At 60.0% G+C, this 17,058-nt stretch carries 6 protein-coding genes; all 6 read right to left on the minus strand.

Annotated features, from left to right (window positions below; all coding sequences use genetic code 11):
- Positions 1-44: 44 nt before the first annotated feature.
- Positions 45-512, minus strand: a complete 468-nt coding sequence (locus FP026_RS03720; protein WP_149633278.1) for a lytic transglycosylase — start codon at positions 510-512, stop codon at positions 45-47.
- Positions 509-13,168: a hemagglutinin repeat-containing protein gene (locus tag FP026_RS30830; RefSeq protein ID WP_149633279.1), complete on the minus strand. Its 12,660-nt coding sequence runs from the start codon at positions 13,166-13,168 to the stop codon at positions 509-511. Before FP026_RS30830 ends, FP026_RS03720 begins: the two co-directional genes overlap by 4 nt.
- A gap of 192 nt (positions 13,169-13,360) precedes the next feature.
- A complete protein-coding gene (locus FP026_RS03730; RefSeq protein ID WP_149633659.1) occupies positions 13,361-13,966 on the minus strand; it encodes a hypothetical protein in 606 nt (201 codons plus the stop codon).
- A 10-nt stretch (positions 13,967-13,976) separates the two neighbouring features.
- A complete protein-coding gene (locus FP026_RS03735) occupies positions 13,977-14,399 on the minus strand; it encodes a hypothetical protein (RefSeq protein WP_246665249.1) in 423 nt (140 codons plus the stop codon).
- A gap of 58 nt (positions 14,400-14,457) precedes the next feature.
- Positions 14,458-16,131, minus strand: coding sequence for a ShlB/FhaC/HecB family hemolysin secretion/activation protein (locus FP026_RS03740; RefSeq protein WP_246665228.1), 1,674 nt, complete (start codon positions 16,129-16,131; stop codon positions 14,458-14,460).
- A 126-nt stretch (positions 16,132-16,257) separates the two neighbouring features.
- On the minus strand, positions 16,258-16,743 hold the full coding sequence (locus FP026_RS03745) for an invasion associated locus B family protein (RefSeq protein WP_246665229.1): 486 nt from the start codon (positions 16,741-16,743) through the stop codon (positions 16,258-16,260).
- Positions 16,744-17,058 lie beyond the last annotated feature (315 nt).

The following is a 17,058-nucleotide window of genomic DNA, read 5'->3' on the forward strand; positions in this document are numbered from 1 at the left end:
TCGGCCTCGGCTGGCGGTATGTTGCCTACGATAGCGACAGGAATCTAAGAGCGCTCAAAACGAATGAAGTCTTCGTAGTGGCCGAACTCCGGCTTGGGTGAAAAATTCGCCGCTACGTCAGTAGAACTGACTGCCTTCTCCGATCGATGAGGATTGAAAAATTGACGAGTAATCGTCAAACTGCCGTCCTGCTTGAAATAGTAGATCGATGCGTGATCGATTTGATCCGTGTCGCCGACGTACTCTCGATGAGTGGCCCTCTCAAGAAACAAAGTTTCTGGAGAGCTTTCTGAAAAGACATACACGACATAGTCCCGAAGATGGTTATCTAGAAAACTGACAGCCACGAAATCGTTCTTTATTTGCAATACGCAGGTTGGGCTCTCAATTGAGCCAATGAGCGCGGTATAAAGGGCGCCCTCCAAATGACATTTACGAGCTTTTTCCTCGGTCCAGACCTCTGTCGGCCGCTTCTGTGCCTGAAACCATGATTTACAATAAAAAACCTTCATCTGTAGACCTTGCCTGTGGGATCTCGGATTACCACACCCGCATTATCTGCCGCATCGATCACGCTTTGCGGAACAGGTCGAGTTTGGACCGGCACTTCGAGGATGTAGTTACCTTCTAGGCGCTGTCCAGCCAAATTTCCGCTTGACGGCACATTTGCGATGGTGGCGCCGGCAGGATATTTTTTGGGGATTTCATTGATGTAACTCGCAGCAGTTTGCGGTTGAATATCAGACAACTGCGTGAATTTACGAGACACGATCTCACCCGTTTCAGGATTATAAGAATCCAGCCTATAGTAGACCGACACTCCGCCGGGCTTTTCAACATAAACCTCCTTATACGGATAGGCTGAAGCGCGCTCAGCGTTGAATGCATTCCCTGCCTCCAGTCTCTGCAACCATACTGGCCGGCTGCCGGTACCAGAGGTCTGCACCTCTCGCAGCGCTGCCTCCGCCCGAGGCGAGCTCAGAACGATCCCGGCAATAGCGTCGAGAATCTGCTTTGTGCCAGTGGGATCTCTCTGAAGGGACTGCAGTTCGGCATAGTACCCCTCCAGTAGCTGCCGTTCCGTATCTGACAGGCCGAGTCCTTGTGCCCCAATCGATGAAATGGCTGCTCCAAGGTCTCGCCGAGCAGAAATGCAATCATCCGAACCGATGTCGGCGCTACAAGCACTTCTCAACTGCTGAGTGGTAAGTTGGTCGAGATCTTGTAGATCCTGGACGATGTCGCAAGCGCCGCCAACTCCTACCTTACAGGCCATATCCATGCTTTTGAGCTGGAAATACTGCTTGTCGTTCAGATAGTTGAATTGGTAGTTTGCAGCCCCATAGGCCGCGCCTTCGCCGCCGCCAGTTGCCCCTGCCACGGCTGCAAGGCTTTGGCCGAGCAGAAGGGCGAGCTGCTGGCCTTCCTGTGTGCCTTCGAACTTTGTGCCCTTGAGCAAGCCAGCAACGAGCTCATCGATCGCTGGGGCAAGGAGTGTCGACGTGGCGCCGCCAGCCGCTCCTTTAAGCGCACCTTCCCAACCATTAACGCCGCCGAGGACACCGGCGCCGATTGCATGCAACAACGCGCGACCCGCACCACCTTCGCCCCAGAAGGCAAGTTCGGCCGGGGTATCAGCCTGATCGACAAACTGATTGGCGATCGTTGCTACCAGACCCGCCATGGTCGCCTGGGCAGCCTGCAGGTCCGCCTGTGTCTTATATTGATCGTGCAGGATGTTTTGCAGGTCCGGCAGACCGGGCAACGAGGTATTGGTGTTGTTGGTATCGCGGCGGATCGTGCCGATATCCTGCATCTGGTGGCCAGGATCGGTGATCGTGATCGGAATATTGCCGCCGATGGCGGAAAGCGCCTGCCCGGTCTTGTTCTCGTTGGCTTTGACCGGCGGAGCGATCGAAAGACCACCAGTCCCGATCGATCCACCATAAGTGTCCGCCTTCCAAGTCGAATGCGTGTCGATATCGGCGACCGTCAGTGTACCGGTGGAGAAGCTATTGCGACCTTCACCAGCCTCGCTGGTAATCAAGCCGCCGACCAGCGAAGTCTGACCGCTGACATTGATATCGAGACCCCCAGTGCCGGCATGAATGCCCGACTGCTCGGTGACAAGGACCGCATCGCCCTTGGCCTTCTGAGTGACGCCGGAAACACTGGTCGAACCGAAGCCGGTGGAAGCCGAGAGGCTGAGCTGATCGGCCTTTGCCTTGGCGGTGTCCACCTGGCTTTCGATCGTCAGGTTCTTGACGTCGGCGGTAACGGAGTTGCCCGTGATCGTCGCGCCACGCAGCTCCAGGCCATTGGTGATGATGGTAACGTCGCCGGTACCGTTGACATGGGTGTTGGTGTGGCTAACACCGCTGGTATCGGCACTGCCCTTGCCGTAGCCGGCGTTGGCAACCAGCCCGAGATCTGCCATGCCCTTGCCACCACCCCCAAAGGTCGCGCCGACCCCGATACCGGCACTCCATGAGGAATTATTGCTGGAAGTGTCCGTCGTGCCCGTTGCGGCATTGAGATTGATGTCGCCGTTCTTGGCCGACAGGAAGATATCGCCCGTCAGCGGATCGCCGGAGACCGTGGGAACGCCGTTCTTGTCGTAACCTGCCAGGATCTGGGCGCCATCGCTGGTGATGGAGCCGTTCTCCGCCTCCATCGAGATCGAGCGGCCAGCGCGAATGTCTGTAACAACCGGGGTCGAGGACGACGAGGACCAACTATTTTCCTGATGGCTGGCGCCGACGGTCAGCGAGACATTGATGCCGATATCGCCGGACTTCTGATACTGATCGTAGACGCCCTGCAGGTCCTTATAGGCTTGATAGAAGCCGAGACCGGCAATAGCCGTGTTGGTGACGGCATTGACACCGCCGCTGTCCGACAGGCGTTCGGCCGAGTTCATGATGCTCTGAGCCGCCTTGCCGACCTGGCTCGACACCGTGAGCGTCACGCCGGCAAAGCTCTTTTCATGCGCCTCCTGGTAGTTGGTGGCGTCATTGGCCGACAGAAGATTGATGTTATTGCCGGCGAAGAGATTGACATCGCGTTCGGCCGAGGCACTTGTCGCCTGTAGGTTTACGTCATGCCCGGCCGAGATGTTGAGATCGCGGCCCGCCGAAAGCGTCGACATGGCATTGGTGTCGGACTGCTGCGCCTTGCTGTCCTTCGTCGACTGCGCGCCGATACCGATCGAGAAACCGCCGCCGCCTGCCGAGAAGGCGAGACCGAAGCCGGATTTCTTCTGTTGCTCGGATTGCGAGGAGCTTTCGGCTCCCGGCGCGACATTAACGTCTCGCGCCGCGGAAAGATTGATATCCCGGTCGGCGCTGACCGACGATCCCATGATGTTGAGATCGGTTGTTCTTGCCGTCAGGTTGACATCCTGACCAGCCGAAAGCGTCGAGCCGACATTGTCCGTCGAGGATTGCTGGCCCTGCTTTTCGTTCTTGCCGTAGAGCGAGATGAAGCCGCCGCCGGAGCCAACGAAGAGGCCTGAATCCTTGCGCTGGCTGTCGGACTGGTGATTCTCCTGGGCGCCAATGATGCTGACGCTCTCGCCGGAGACATTCAGCGAGCCATCGGCATTGACCTTCGAACCGAGGATCGCTGCCGCCTTGCCGGCATCTAGATTGACATCGCCCGAGGCTGAAAGCTGCGACCCGATGGTCGTCTCGTTATAGCCGTCATAGCTCGAGCTGCCGCTGCGCAGGAAACCCTTGCGCTTGGCACTGTCGCGCTCGGTCTCTGTATCCTTGCCGGCCGTGACGATCAGATTACCGCCTGTTTGGATGTTCAGATCGGACGCACGCGTGGCGTCACCCGCCGTGACCTTGGAGGCCGAGACCGTAGTGTCACCGCCGGAGATGATCGTCGCGCCGCCTTCCCCTAAAACCGAAGACCCAACGGCGGTCGTGGTCTCCAGATGACCGGAAGCATTCTCCTTCGTTGAACCGAGGAAACCACTCTTCTTGCTAGAGCTCTTGACATCAAGGGTCGCGCTGTCGGTCGCCTCGGCGATGGTAACGTTGTTCTGTGCCTGCAGACCGAGCATGCCGTCGGCCGCCATCGTCGAGCCGATAACGTTGATGTCGCTGTTCGACTTCGCGACCAGATCGCCGCCGGCCTTAATGGTCGAACCATTGTGCGTCAGCTCGGACGAGGAATTTTTTCCTAAAGTCGAATTCGACTGATTCTGAGAGGTGGTGACATTGATGTCGCCATTGGACGTCAGGCCGACATCACCCTTGGCTGTCAGGTCGGCACCAGAGATCAGAACGCCGGTATTGGCATTAATCTGAAGGTTGCCGCCGGCCGAGAGCTGCGAGGCCTGCTGATCGGTACCCGTCGTCTTGGTGTAGCCATCGTCCGTCTTGCGGGTGAGATCGGTCGAGACGATGTTGACGGCACCATCCGTGGCTTTGACCTTGAGATCGCCACCGGCCTTGGCGGAGGAACCGATGATGTTGACGTCGTTGGTGCCAGCGATAGTAAGATTGCCGCCAGCGTTGACGCGCGCGCCAGTCGCATTCTGCTGACCGCCATTGTCGACTTTGACAGCAGCAAGATTGACATTGTTGCCGGAAAGCTGGGCATTGCCGCCTGCGGCGATCTTGGTGCCCTGCAAACTCAGCGTGCCGCCTGCGGCGATCTGCAGGTTGCCGGCGGCCGACACGCCGGCGTTGGTGTTGACGACATTCTGACCGCCGATGGTCATCGTCTGTGCGGCAAGCGTAATGCCATTGGTGGCATTGAGGTTCATGTTGCCGCCGGCCAGGAAAGTGCCGCCATTGGCTTTGATCTCGGTGGCATTGATGGTCATGCCATCCGCTGCGGCAATCGCACCGGAATTGTTGACGGAGCCGGCATCGATGTTGACGCTGTTGCCGGCAATGACGGCGCCGCCTCCATTGACCTTTGCCTTATCAGCGGCCGACAGATAGACGACCGGCACCAGCACCTGCGCGCCGTCGACGATCTGCGTCTGGTAGATCACCATCGACTGGGTCAGCGATGCGGCCTGCTCCGGCGTCAGTGCTTGCCCGAGAGCAAGCCCGTTCGCCTCGGCATAAGCGACGCCGTTGTCGAGCAGCGTCTTCATCTGGTCGGTAGCGTTATTGCCGGGGATGAAGGATCCGGCGCCAAGGCCATCGCCCACCAGTTGCCGCATCTGTTCGTCGACGAGCTGATTGTCGAAATAGGCGTCGCCGAGGAAGGGAACCTTGGTCTCCGGCGTATAGCCAACACGGCCGATGAAATAACTCGAGCCGTAGAACTTCGATACGTCGAGGAAGGCCGCGCGGGTCTCGAACAGGAAGATCTGGCCCGGCACCGTGCCGCCGACGCCGCCTGATTGCGGCTTGGCAAGCGAGGCGAGTTCCGCGCCGTTGACCTGCAGCACCTGGGCAAGGTTGCCGCTGTTGCCGAGAGCAGCGGTGAGCTTGCCCATTAGGCTATTGGGATTGATCGCAGCGCCGCCGGTCGTCAGGGTGCCCGAGGTGATCGAAGGGCCGCTCGCGAGCGTCACACCGTTGCTGCTCACCGAAGCACCGACAGCTGCGGTCAGGCCGCTGCCGTTGACCGTCGGGCCGCCGGCGATCGTCGTGCCGACAGCTGCCAGCGACGGTCCACTACCGACGTTGGCGCCGCCATTTGAGGCGAAGCTGCCTAGCGCGGCATTGACATTGAACAAGGCACCGCCGGCCGTCATGCCGTTAAGGGCGGACAGAGGATCGCTCGATGTCGAAGGCGCACTGACGGCCGCGCCGCCGCCCGTCGAACCGAGCGACGTATTGTTGACCGTACCAAAATTGAGGCTCAGGGCGCCGGCCGCCTTGAGCGTGCCAGCCGCGCCGCCGATGACCTGCGACCCCGACACGATCGACGTGCCGTTGGCAATATTGCGGGAAGGATCGGCCGTGCCATCGGCGTTGTAGGCCGTACACGCGCTTTGAGCGCTACAGGTCAGCATCGTGGTGCGATTGAGGACGACGCCTTCGTTGGTGAGCGTCGATCCCTTGAGCGCCGCACCGCCGCCGGCCTCGATCCGGCTGTAGGAATTGGTGAGGTTGGTGGCATCGACTGTGAGATTGCCGCCGGCATGGATCACAGCCTCTGGGCTGAGCGCACTGGTGAAGCGGTCTTCATAAACCGACTGCGATATGTTGGACGTCGGATCCCAAGTGTAGGTCGTGCTTGTGTCCGAGCCGCTGCGGACGACTTCATCGACAATGAAATAGCGCGACGGATTGTTGGGATCGAGGATGGGATTGCCGTTAGCGTCCTTGGGAACCCGGGCTTTGATCCAGTCGAAGATCGGCCGCACTTCCGTCGGGCCGCTGCCGCTGACCCAGGTCCAGGCGTGATAGGAGGTGCCGTCGGCAAGCGTTGCGACCGAATACAACAGCGGCTGATAGTCAGAAAACTGTCCCGGATCGACCCCCGCATAAAGCTGGAACATGTTCTGGTCGGTCGATTCCAGATAGGCGAAGGGTTGGCCGGCGACAGCTGGATTGAGCACGAAGGTCCCGACAACGGCACCGGAGGAGACCAACTGGCCCGTCACCCAGGTCGGCGTCGTCGATCGCTTGTTGGTGAGATTGCTGGTGAGTATCGACATGTCACCGCCGGACTGAATGAGACCGGACACATTGGTGACTGCCGCATTGCGCTGACCGGCGGCCGCTCCCTGGATGGTCAACCCGCTATTGGCGACGATAGCGCCTTGGTCATTGGTCAACGTGCCGCCAACGAAGAGGTTGGCGTTGTTGCCGGCGAAGACGAGGCCGGACGGGCTATTGTAGAAATCGCCCGATACGGTGAAGGTGAGATTATTGCCGGCGGCAAGCTGACCGGTGTTGCCGAGCGACGGCAGGTTGAGCGTCAGGTCATGCGCGGCAAGCAGCGATGTGTTGGCGGTGGTGATGAGGCCAGCAGCGGAGATGGCGATATCGCCGGAACCGCCGGCATTGGTGACAGTGCTGACCTCAGCATTGGACAGATCCGCATTGCCAGACAGATTGAGCGACAGGCCGCCGAAGACGAGATTGCTGCCGGAAAGATTGGCGGAGGAGCCGTTGACAATCAGCGTACCGCCGCCGGAAATCCGGCTACCCCTGCTGCCGGAAAGATCGACGGCACCGGTATTGAGCGTCAGATTGCCGCCGACACGAGTGGTGTTGGTATAGGCGATGGCTCCGGGCGCTGTGAGCGTGGCGCTGCCGAGACTCTGCAGGCTGCTGTAACCGATGTTCTGCGTCGCCGTGGCGGCAAGATTGCCGCCGGAAAGCAGGGAATTGGCGCTGATGCTGCCGCTTGAGGCCGACAATGTCATCGCGCCAGTGCGTTGCAACATGAGGCTGCCGCCCGGCGCAGCATTGGTGGCGGCGAAATCGACGCCGGAGACCAGCGTGTCGATCGTCATCGATCGGGCGGACAGATTGGCATTACGGCTGGCAAGCGATTGGCCGGTGAGCGTGATCGCATTACCGGCAGTGATCGTCAGATCGCCATGGGCGACCGCATTGGCGCTGACATTGTTCGCCGCGTTGGCGGTGATGGTCCCGGCAGCAACTAGGCTGTTGAAAGAGACGTCGCCTGCCGTGGCTGCGAGCGTGAGATTCCCGGCCTGGCCTAGAATAACATTACCGGCTCCCGATTGGCCCATCGCCGCAAAATCGACCCCGGCCGCGATGACGTTGCCACTGACGGCAGATCCGGTAATCGAGACGTTGCTGGCGCCAAGGAGCTGGCCGTTGATCCTGACCGCGCCGGGACTGGTGGCCGAACCGATCGCGACCGCACCGTGGCCCGTGATGTTCTCGGCCGTAAACGCACTCGCCGCCACATTGAGGTTGCCGGCGACGATCAGCATGCTGGCTGACGCACTTCCGGCGTTAATGGTCAGATCGCCGCTTTGTCCGAGAGCGATGGCGCCGTTTGACGATCGCGCGGTGGCGGCGAAATCGACGCCGGTAACTGCCTGGCCGAGTTGGACGGTCGAACCGGAGAGCAAGACGTCGCCGGCACTGAGGAGCTGGCCCGAGACATTGACGCTGTTGCTGCCGGCAAGGGTGATATCGCCATGCCCGGTAACGGCATTGGCCGTGATCGAGCCGCCGCTGGCATCGATTGTGCCGGCTGACAGCATGGTCTGCGCCGTGATGCCCGCAGACGCGGTCAGATTGATATCGCCGGCAGTTCCGAGCACTATACCGCCGCCGCGGGCATTGGTGGCAGCGAAATCGGCACCCGAAATCAAGACTGGCGCACTGATGCTGCCGCCGCTTAATGTGAGATCGCCCGCGGAAATCACCTGATTGGTGGCTGCGAGATTGCCGAAAATATCGACTTTGCCATGACTGGTAATGCTGTCGGCGCTGAGGTTTGCAGCCGTTGCCGTCAGATCACCGGCGGACAGCATCGTTCCGGCCACGATATTGCCGGAGGCCGTCAGGTTGATCTCACCGGATTGCGCCAGCAGGATATTGCCGCCCGCGGCATTGGTGGCGTCAAAGTCGATACCCGAGATGAGGGTGGGCGCGCTGATGCTGCCGCCCTTGATCGTGAGATCGCCTGCGGCAAGAATCTGGTTGCTGACATCGACGTTGCCGGTAATCGCGACATTGCCGTGGGTTGTGACGCTACCCGCCTGGAGATTGGCCGTCTTTGCCGTGATATCGCCGGCCGACAGGATCGTGCCGGCCGTGGCGTTGCCTGAAACGGTGAGGTCCGTCTTACCGGCCCCTCCAAGCATGATGTTTCCACCGTTGGCCGCGGTCGCCGCAAAATCCACGCCGGAGACCAGAAGTCCAGCGTTGAGGCTGGCGCCATCGATCGAAAGATTGCCGGCCGATAGGACCTGGCCACTGACATCGACTCGACTGCTGGCTTTCAGGTCGGTCCTGCCATGGCTTGTAATGCTGCTTGCCGTTAGATCGATCGCTTGCGCGGTAAGACTGCCCGCCGACAGCAGCGTGCCGATGGTGAGATTACCGGTCGAGGCCAGCGACACATCGCCACTTGATGTCTGGACGATATTACCGTTGGCGGCAGCCGTGCCAGTGAAGTCGACACCGGAGACGATAGCGCCAGCCGCGATGCTCGGGCCCGAGATGCTGACGTTTCCGCCACCAAGGACTTGGCCATTGACGGTGGTCGTACCGGTGAGCGTGATATCCTTGTGCCCGGTGACAGTGTCAGCCGTCACGCTGGCGGCGTTGACGTTGGTAGCACCGGCGACTTCCACCGTCGAAGCAGAGAATCCGCCACTGAGCCGGGCGGTCAGATCCCCCGCGTGATTGCCTGCAATCGTCGCATCCTGGCCAAGAACGATATTGCCACCGGATGCATCAGTGGCGGCGAAGTCGATACCGGCGACGACAGACTGTGCCGATAGGCTTTGACCGGTGATCAGGACATTGCCGGCCCCGAGAATCTGTCCAGAAACTGTGGTCGCGCCGTTGAGCGCCATAGCCCCGTGCGCGGTGACTGCATTCGCGTTCACAGCTCCGCCGCTGGCTGAAAGAGCACCGGCAGACAGCAGCGTGCCGGCGTCGATATTGCCGGCAGAGGCAAGCGTCAGATCGCCGGTCTGGCTAAGGACAATGTCGCCACCAGCCGCAGCTGTCGCCACAAAATCCACGCCGGAAACGATGGCGCCAGCCTTGATGCTGGAGCCGGAGATGGAGACATTGCCGCCGCCAAGCACCTGATGAGTGACATCAACGCCGCCGGCCGCCGTGCCGGAAAGGCTGATATCCTTATGGCCGGTGATCGAATCCGCGGTGACGGACGTACCACTGACATCGATCACGCCGGCGGCTTGCATGGTTGGCGCGGCCACGGGGCCATTGACCGATACGTTCAGGTTCCCGCTCTGGCCGAGCACGATATTGCCGCCAGCCGCATTGGTCGCATCGAAGTCGATACCGGAGACGATGGTTTGAGCGGTCAGGCTCTGGCCGGTGATCAATATGTTGCCAGAGCCGAGGATCTGGTCCGTGACGCTGATCGCACCATCGAGCCTCATGTTTCCATGGGCGGTCATGCTGCCCGCGCGAACGGTCGAACCATTGGTCGTGAGATCGCCGGCCGACAATAGCGTGCGGGCGTTGAGTGCACTCGAGGCAGCAAGCGTTAGATCGCCGCTGCCAGTGAGCGCGATATTGCCATTGGCGGCAGCCGTCCTCACGAAATCGACGCCAGAGACGATGGAGCCGGCGCTGATGCTGGAACCGAAGATCGCGACATCCCCACCGCCAAGGACTTGATTGGAAACATTCACGCCAGCAGCCGTGCCGGAAAGAGTGACGTCCTTATGACCGGTGATCGCCTCACTGGTGACCGCGCCAGCACTCACGTTGATAGCGCCAGCGGCTTGGATCGTTGGCATCGCGACGGCACCACCAACCGACACCGTCAGGTCGCCGGTCTGACCAAGGGCGATATTGCCGCCTGCCCTATTGGTCGCATCGAAGTCGATACCGGAAACGATGGTCCGAGCCTGCAGGCTCTGGCCGCTAATCAGCACGTTGCCAGACGCGAGAATCTGGTCTGTCACGCTGATCGCGCCGCCGATTGTCATGTCGCCATGGGCTGAGATATTGCCGGCTGTGACCGTCGCGGCGCTGGCATTGAGATTGCCGGCAGAGAGGAGCGTTCCAGCGCTGAGCGCACCAGCGGCCGTCAATGTTAGATTGCCGGTTCCGGCTGCTGGTGCGCCAAGCACGACGCTGCCTCCGGCCGCATTGGTGGCGGTGATGTCGACGCCGGAGACAATAGCACCCGCCTGGATGCCGGAGCCGGAAATGCCGACATTGCCGCCGCCGAGGACCTGGCCGGTGATATCAACGCGACCGCTGTTGGCCGCCACGCTGGCGACGCCTGAGAGCACGATGTCCTTTTGACCAGTGATCGTGTCGGCGGTGATGGTCTGGCCAACCGCGCTGATCGTGCCGGCTGAGAAAATCGTCCCTACCTGGATGGCACCGAGGCCATCATTGATGCTCAGATCGCCACCCGCACCGAGCACGATGTTGCCGCCATTGGCTTTGGTTGCGGCAAAGTCGACGCCGGAGGCGAGAAGACCGGCGCTGACGCCATTGGCGTTACCGTTGATGGTGATATTGCCAGCGCTGAGCAATTGGTTGGCGACATTGACGCCGCCATCGATCCTGACGGCGCCATGGCTCGTGATGTTATTTGCCTGCAACAGAGCGGCCTGAGCAGTCAGGTCGCCGGCCGACAGCAGCTTATCGACAACGATATTGCCCGTCGTGGCTGTCAAACCGAGCGTGCCGGCCGAACCGATAACAACGCCGCCACTGTTCGCACTCGTGGCAGCAAAGTCGACACCAGCAGCAATCGCACCGGCCTGAATGGCGGCGCCAGAGATCAGGACGTTGTTTGCGGCAAGAACCTGCCCACTGACGTCAACACGACCGCTCGCCGTATTGACAGTGAGTGTGCCACGGGACGTCATGCTACCCGCATTGAGCGACACTGCGGTTATCGCCAGGTCGCCGGCTACCTGGATGCTGCCGGCGCTCATGCCACCGCTGGAGCTGACACCGAGGGAGCCGGCCGACAGCAGGTTACCTGTTGTGATAGTGCCGCCAGTGGCGGTCAAGCCCAGGCTGCCTGTCGTACCAAGCACCACATTGCCACTCGGATCAGCACTGGTAGCGGCGAAATTGATGCCGGAGACGACCATGCCAGCAGATACGGATCGGCCGCTGGCGCTGACATTACCCTGCGCCTGCACATTGCCCGCAACAACAATATCGAGTCCGGCGTTCAGCGCGATGCTCTGATTGCTCTGCAGCGAGGCGGTGGAGATCGAACCGGAGGTGGTGGCGATCGACAGAGCACCCGCGCTATTGGCAGCTCCCGTCAAAGCGATATTGCCGACTGAGGCCGACAGCGTCGCCGTTCCGCCGGCCGTCACATTAGCAGCCAACAGGCCACCGGCCGACGTCATCATCAGATTGGCCGCGCTGTTGGTGTCACCCGTGACGCTCAGCAGGCCGCTACCGCTCGACAGAAAGATATCGTCGTCGGCTGCGACAGTTGCCAAGGTAACACCCTGGTCGGCTTTGATGGCGATCTTCGCCTTCGACGTCACCTTGGCGGCGGTGACCTTCTGTTTCGAGGTGATGGTCACGCCGTCGCGTGCGGACGCATTGCCGATCGAGATCTTGCCGTCGGCCGAGAGCGTCAGTTCGCCGGCATTGGCGGCCATGTCGCCGCTCATCTTGACCCCGGCACCCTTCTCGGTGACGACGACCTTGATGCGGTCGGCCTGCATGGCGCCGAGCGCCGTGCCGTCAATCGCGTATTCCGGCGTGCCTGACGTGGCGGTCAGCGCCGTCGCCTCGCCAGTGGCATAATTGTATTGGCTGGCGCCGCCCGTCAGCCGGATGGTCTTGCCGTAGACCGGCGCATTGACATGAATATTGCGGGAGACCACGTCGAACAGGTCGACGGCGCCGGGGGCGGCTGCGAAGTTTCCGCCTGCCCCTTCGAAGGTGACATCGCCGCCATTGACACTGAATCCTGACAGGCTGCCATCGGCGCCGATATTCGGCACACCGGTCGTCAGCGTCGCACGCGGCGTGTTGATGAAGCCGCAGCCCGCGCAGGTGATCCCGTTAGGATTCGCGATGACGACGTCAGCTCTGCCGCCGAACACTTCGGTCGGGCCATTGAGCGCGGAACGATTGCCCGACGTGACTTCGTTTAGGATGACCGACGCCGGGCCGGAATTCCTCAAATTGGGATTGCCAGGGGTGGCACCGCCCAGGTTCGAGGTGCCGACTTCACCGTTGAAGTTATTAAGGATGAGACCGGGCGTGCCGACATTGAAGTTGTCGTATTTGTTATGCGACAGGCCTGCGCCATTCGGGGTGACGATATCGACCAGCGGCACGCCATTGGGGGCAGCACCGACGCCCGGCTGATTGCCAACGGGTGCCGAGCCGGCCGCGGAAACGGATTGCGCATTGGCAATCGCGGGCTGCAGGAAGAGAAGCAAGCTCAGAGTGACGGCAAGCGACTGCCGCCCAAGACGCAAGAGCGGGCTTCGCAGATCAAACGCGACCTCCCTCTCGTTGGCCGCAAGCCGTGATCCAACCAATACGATCTTCTTGCTCATCACACGCCCTCACTGATGACTGTGCGGCAAGCTGAATTTGCCGCAATTGAAACTAAGCTTGCAGATCGATTGAGACATCCATGGCCTCGCGATCAACGCGATTTCGACCTCTGGCTGACGCAATCTTTCTGACCGGCATAGGCCGTTCACTCCGGACCCTCTCGGAAAGCCGACGTCACAGCCGGCCTCCCGCTATTTCTTCGTCAACAACCACGTCTTGACGTTGGCGGTGAACGAGTCGGAAAGGCGCTGAGCCATCACCTCGGGAGACCCCGAGGTCTGCATCGCATTGACGGCGACTGCGACAATGACGCCGTAGCCACTTCCGCGCATGGAAAGGTCTTCACCGTGTATGTTCTGCGCCGCTGCGATCAACTCACCAGTCTTCGCGTTTTCCAGCCGGATTGTCCCGTCGATGCGACTGTCGTGGCCTCCGATGACACGCGCTTTCTTCGTGCTTACGTCAAAAACGTGCAACGTGACGACTAGGCGACCCGGTACGGGTCCGCCTGGCAAGCCGACGAGCTGCTTTGTCATTGTGGTCCGCAACACACGGATCGCATCCGCCATCTCCTGTTCCGCAAGCTTTTTATCCGCTTCCGGAAATGCCGTTAGATCAGGGGTCGTCTCGATGCGGATTTCGCGTACGGAGGTCTTTTGAAGAGCAGCCACAAGACGTGGGTCCGTTGTGACGCAGGACGCGAGCAACATCACGAGAATAAGGGCGATACCACCGGAGATATATCGCATCACCCGAGCACCCAAGGCATCGGTTACAAATATCAAGCGCAAATCCATCTTCATTTACTCAACCACCACGTGTTGACGTCGTCGTCTTCACGCCGCCGTCAAGCTTTTTGTATAGTTCTCCCAACTGGGACTTCGGCGCCGGGCACTTTCGTGAACGGGCAAGGTCCGTCAGCACCTGATTGCGATTGCGCAATGCGTCGATCTCGACTTTTTCAGGTGACTTGGGATCCATGAAGAACAGAGCTGGCCAGAAGAGAAGAACGCCGGTTGCACCAAGAACCACGTTCTTGCCCTGCGCCTGCGAGCGTTCCTTGACCGTCGAAAGGATCTGGCGTTCGTTCGCTGCAAATTCACGGCCGACGCCGCTGCAATCCAACCCGCCGTCACCGGCACTGGTCGATGCGATCGGATGCGCTTCACGACCGCCGCAGCCGGAGAGTATGATTGTGCAGCAAACCAGCGCCGTGATGGCGAGCGGCATCAACGCTGCCTTGTCATCTTTCTTTCCAAAAAAAATCATGATTTCCCTCAAAATATGATCACCATTTCACCGATGTACTGACGAACAGAAGTCCGGCCTCATGCCGATCGACCGTGCCGCCCAGCACATCCGAATAACCCATGTCAAAATTCACATGCCCGCCAGCGAGCTTGGCGCCGACCGTCCAGCCGAGCATGTCGCCACCCTCGATGCGGTAGCGTGCTTGGCGTGCGATCCGCCCATAATCGAGGCCGACATAAGGCCGGAACTCGCCAAAGATCTTGGCAAGCTCGGCATTGTCGGCGAAGGGCTGCGTACGCCAGACGAGATCGTTGCGGATAAAGAAACCGTTATTGCCGAACAGCATGGTTTCGCGCGTGCCGCGCACGGAGGAATAACCGCCAGCCGATATCTGCTCGGCCCCGAACAGGTTGTCGGGTGAATATTGTCCAGTGATAAGCGAATTGATCTCGAAGCGCTGGTCGGCAAGTTCGAAGGGCCGTGTCATGGTGATCGTGCCAGTAAACTTCGAAAAGCGAGGATCCGCATCCCCTGCTCCGGCATCACCAGGAGAGACCGCATCGAAAAGGTTCAGCCCCTGACTATAGGAAAGGTCGAAGACCCAGAGGCCTCCGAGCATGCGGCGCGAATGCGAGATGCCTAGATCGCCGACCGTATATTTGCGGCTGCCGACTTCTATTCTGTTGCCGAGCAGGAAATTGTTGGTTTCCTTGTAGGTCAGGCCGCTGTTGAAAGTGGTGATCGAATCCTTGTCGCGGAAGATCACCCGATCGGCGCCGATACCAACCTGTTTGGAATCGCCTGAGGTGTTGAGCGGCCCGAAATTCCCGGGAACCGAGCTGTTATATTCGTACCAGGAGCCGTTCACCGAGAACGTCCAGTAACCGTAGGGCACGCTGACATTGCCGGAATAGCTGTTGCTCTTGCCGAGGCCGTCGTCCCGCCACGGATAATCCGGGCCGCTATGCTCGTATGAAAAGTTCCATTGGTCATTCACGCCGAACAGATTGTCATAGCCGATCGAGGCCGAGGACTTGGAGTATCCCGTCTGCTCCTGACCGAGATTGCTATTGCCGAAAGAAAGGTGCCAGGGATGATCCGGCTTGTTCTCGATATTGAGGATCGAGGTGCCATCCGTTTTTCCCGGCAGCATCGCCGTCTTGGCATTGTTGGAGGTCAGGCGGTTGACCTGGTCGAGACCCTGTTCGATGTCGCGCAGATTGGTGATCTTACCCTTCAGGCCGGGAAAAGCCGTGGCGATTACACCGGAATCTGGGGTCGGTTTGCCATTGATGTAGATGTCGGCAAGCGTGCCTTCGACCGCGACCAGGCGTAGCACCTTCGTCCCGGCAATATCCTGCGCCGGCACGTAGACGCGGGAACTCACGAACCCCTTGTCGAGATAAAGATGCGTCAGGTCACGCAACAGCCCGTTGATCTCACCGACGCCGACACAGCGGTTCGCATAAGGTGCCGTGAGCTTGCCAACGACGTTAGCCGAAAACTGCCTGACGCCTTCGACCTCGACATGGGTGATCGCAAAACAGGGGCCTATCTTTTTGCCATCAGCAGCCGCGGGCTGCTGGGCTTCCGCCGCAGATGGCTTCGGCGTCACTTCACCCAGGGCTTTCAGGCGCTGTTGCTCGGCCTCCTGCGCCTGCCGGCGCGCGAAGTCATCATTGGGTGTCTGAGCCTCAGCCTTCGACACCATCAGAGTTCCTGATAGCAATGCAACCGTCAACGAAGCGGCAAAAGACCACTTCTTAAAGCCTTGGCCGCACCGCAAAGCGGTGGTCGGCCCCAACGCCAATATCATGGGGCGATTCCTGTCGTCCGGTTACTTGGAGACAGGCTTCTGCAGCGCATCGAGCGCCGCCGGCAATCCCCTCAGCGAGAACTTGATGTTGACCTTCTGGCCATTCATCATCTGGACATGGCCAGTGCCATCGGACGCCTTGGTCAATGCCGCCACCATCTTGCCGTCCAGTTTCTGTTGCGCCCAGCAGCCAGCCTGGTTGCAGTTGCGGTAAGCCAACTGCACGATAGGCTTGTCAGCCACGTCGATGCCAAGACCGGCGGGAATGTACATGTTCAGCGGGACCAGCGTCGTCAGCACGAGATCGCCGGCCGTCTGCTTTGCCGCCTTCTTGTTTGATGCAGCCGGCGCATCCGCCGCCTGGGCGAACGCCAGCGTCAAGACATTCACGTCCTGGTCGCCCTGCTTTATCGTGGCGATCTGCGCCACTTCACAATTCGTGATCGCCGATCCGTCCGCCGCCTTGCCGTCGATGCAGCGGTAGTACCAGTCGTCGAACTTCTGCACCCGCGCTTGTGGGGCCGACTGCTGTTCATTTGTCGCTGGAGCGGGACTTTGAGCAGTGCTTGTGTTGGAAGGCGGATTTGCGGCTGGTGCAGGCTGCTCTTGCGCCATTGCAGAGGATGCAAGGAGTACACTCGACAAAAGCGTAACGGATGTCAGGGTCTTGATGGAAAACGTCTTACTCGTGAGGGACATTCTAACTTTCCAAAGTCAAAGCCATTCGCTTGCGCAAGGCGTACCTTGCTCAATCGGCAAATCGTCAAAATTCATGAGAATGCACCTCATACGCGGCGCGGCCGATCATCGGTTAAGGCGTTA

Origin of the sequence: Martinezella tropici, assembly GCF_008370325.1 — a bacterium.
Taxonomy (GTDB): Bacteria; Pseudomonadota; Alphaproteobacteria; order Rhizobiales; family Rhizobiaceae; genus Rhizobium; species Rhizobium tropici_B.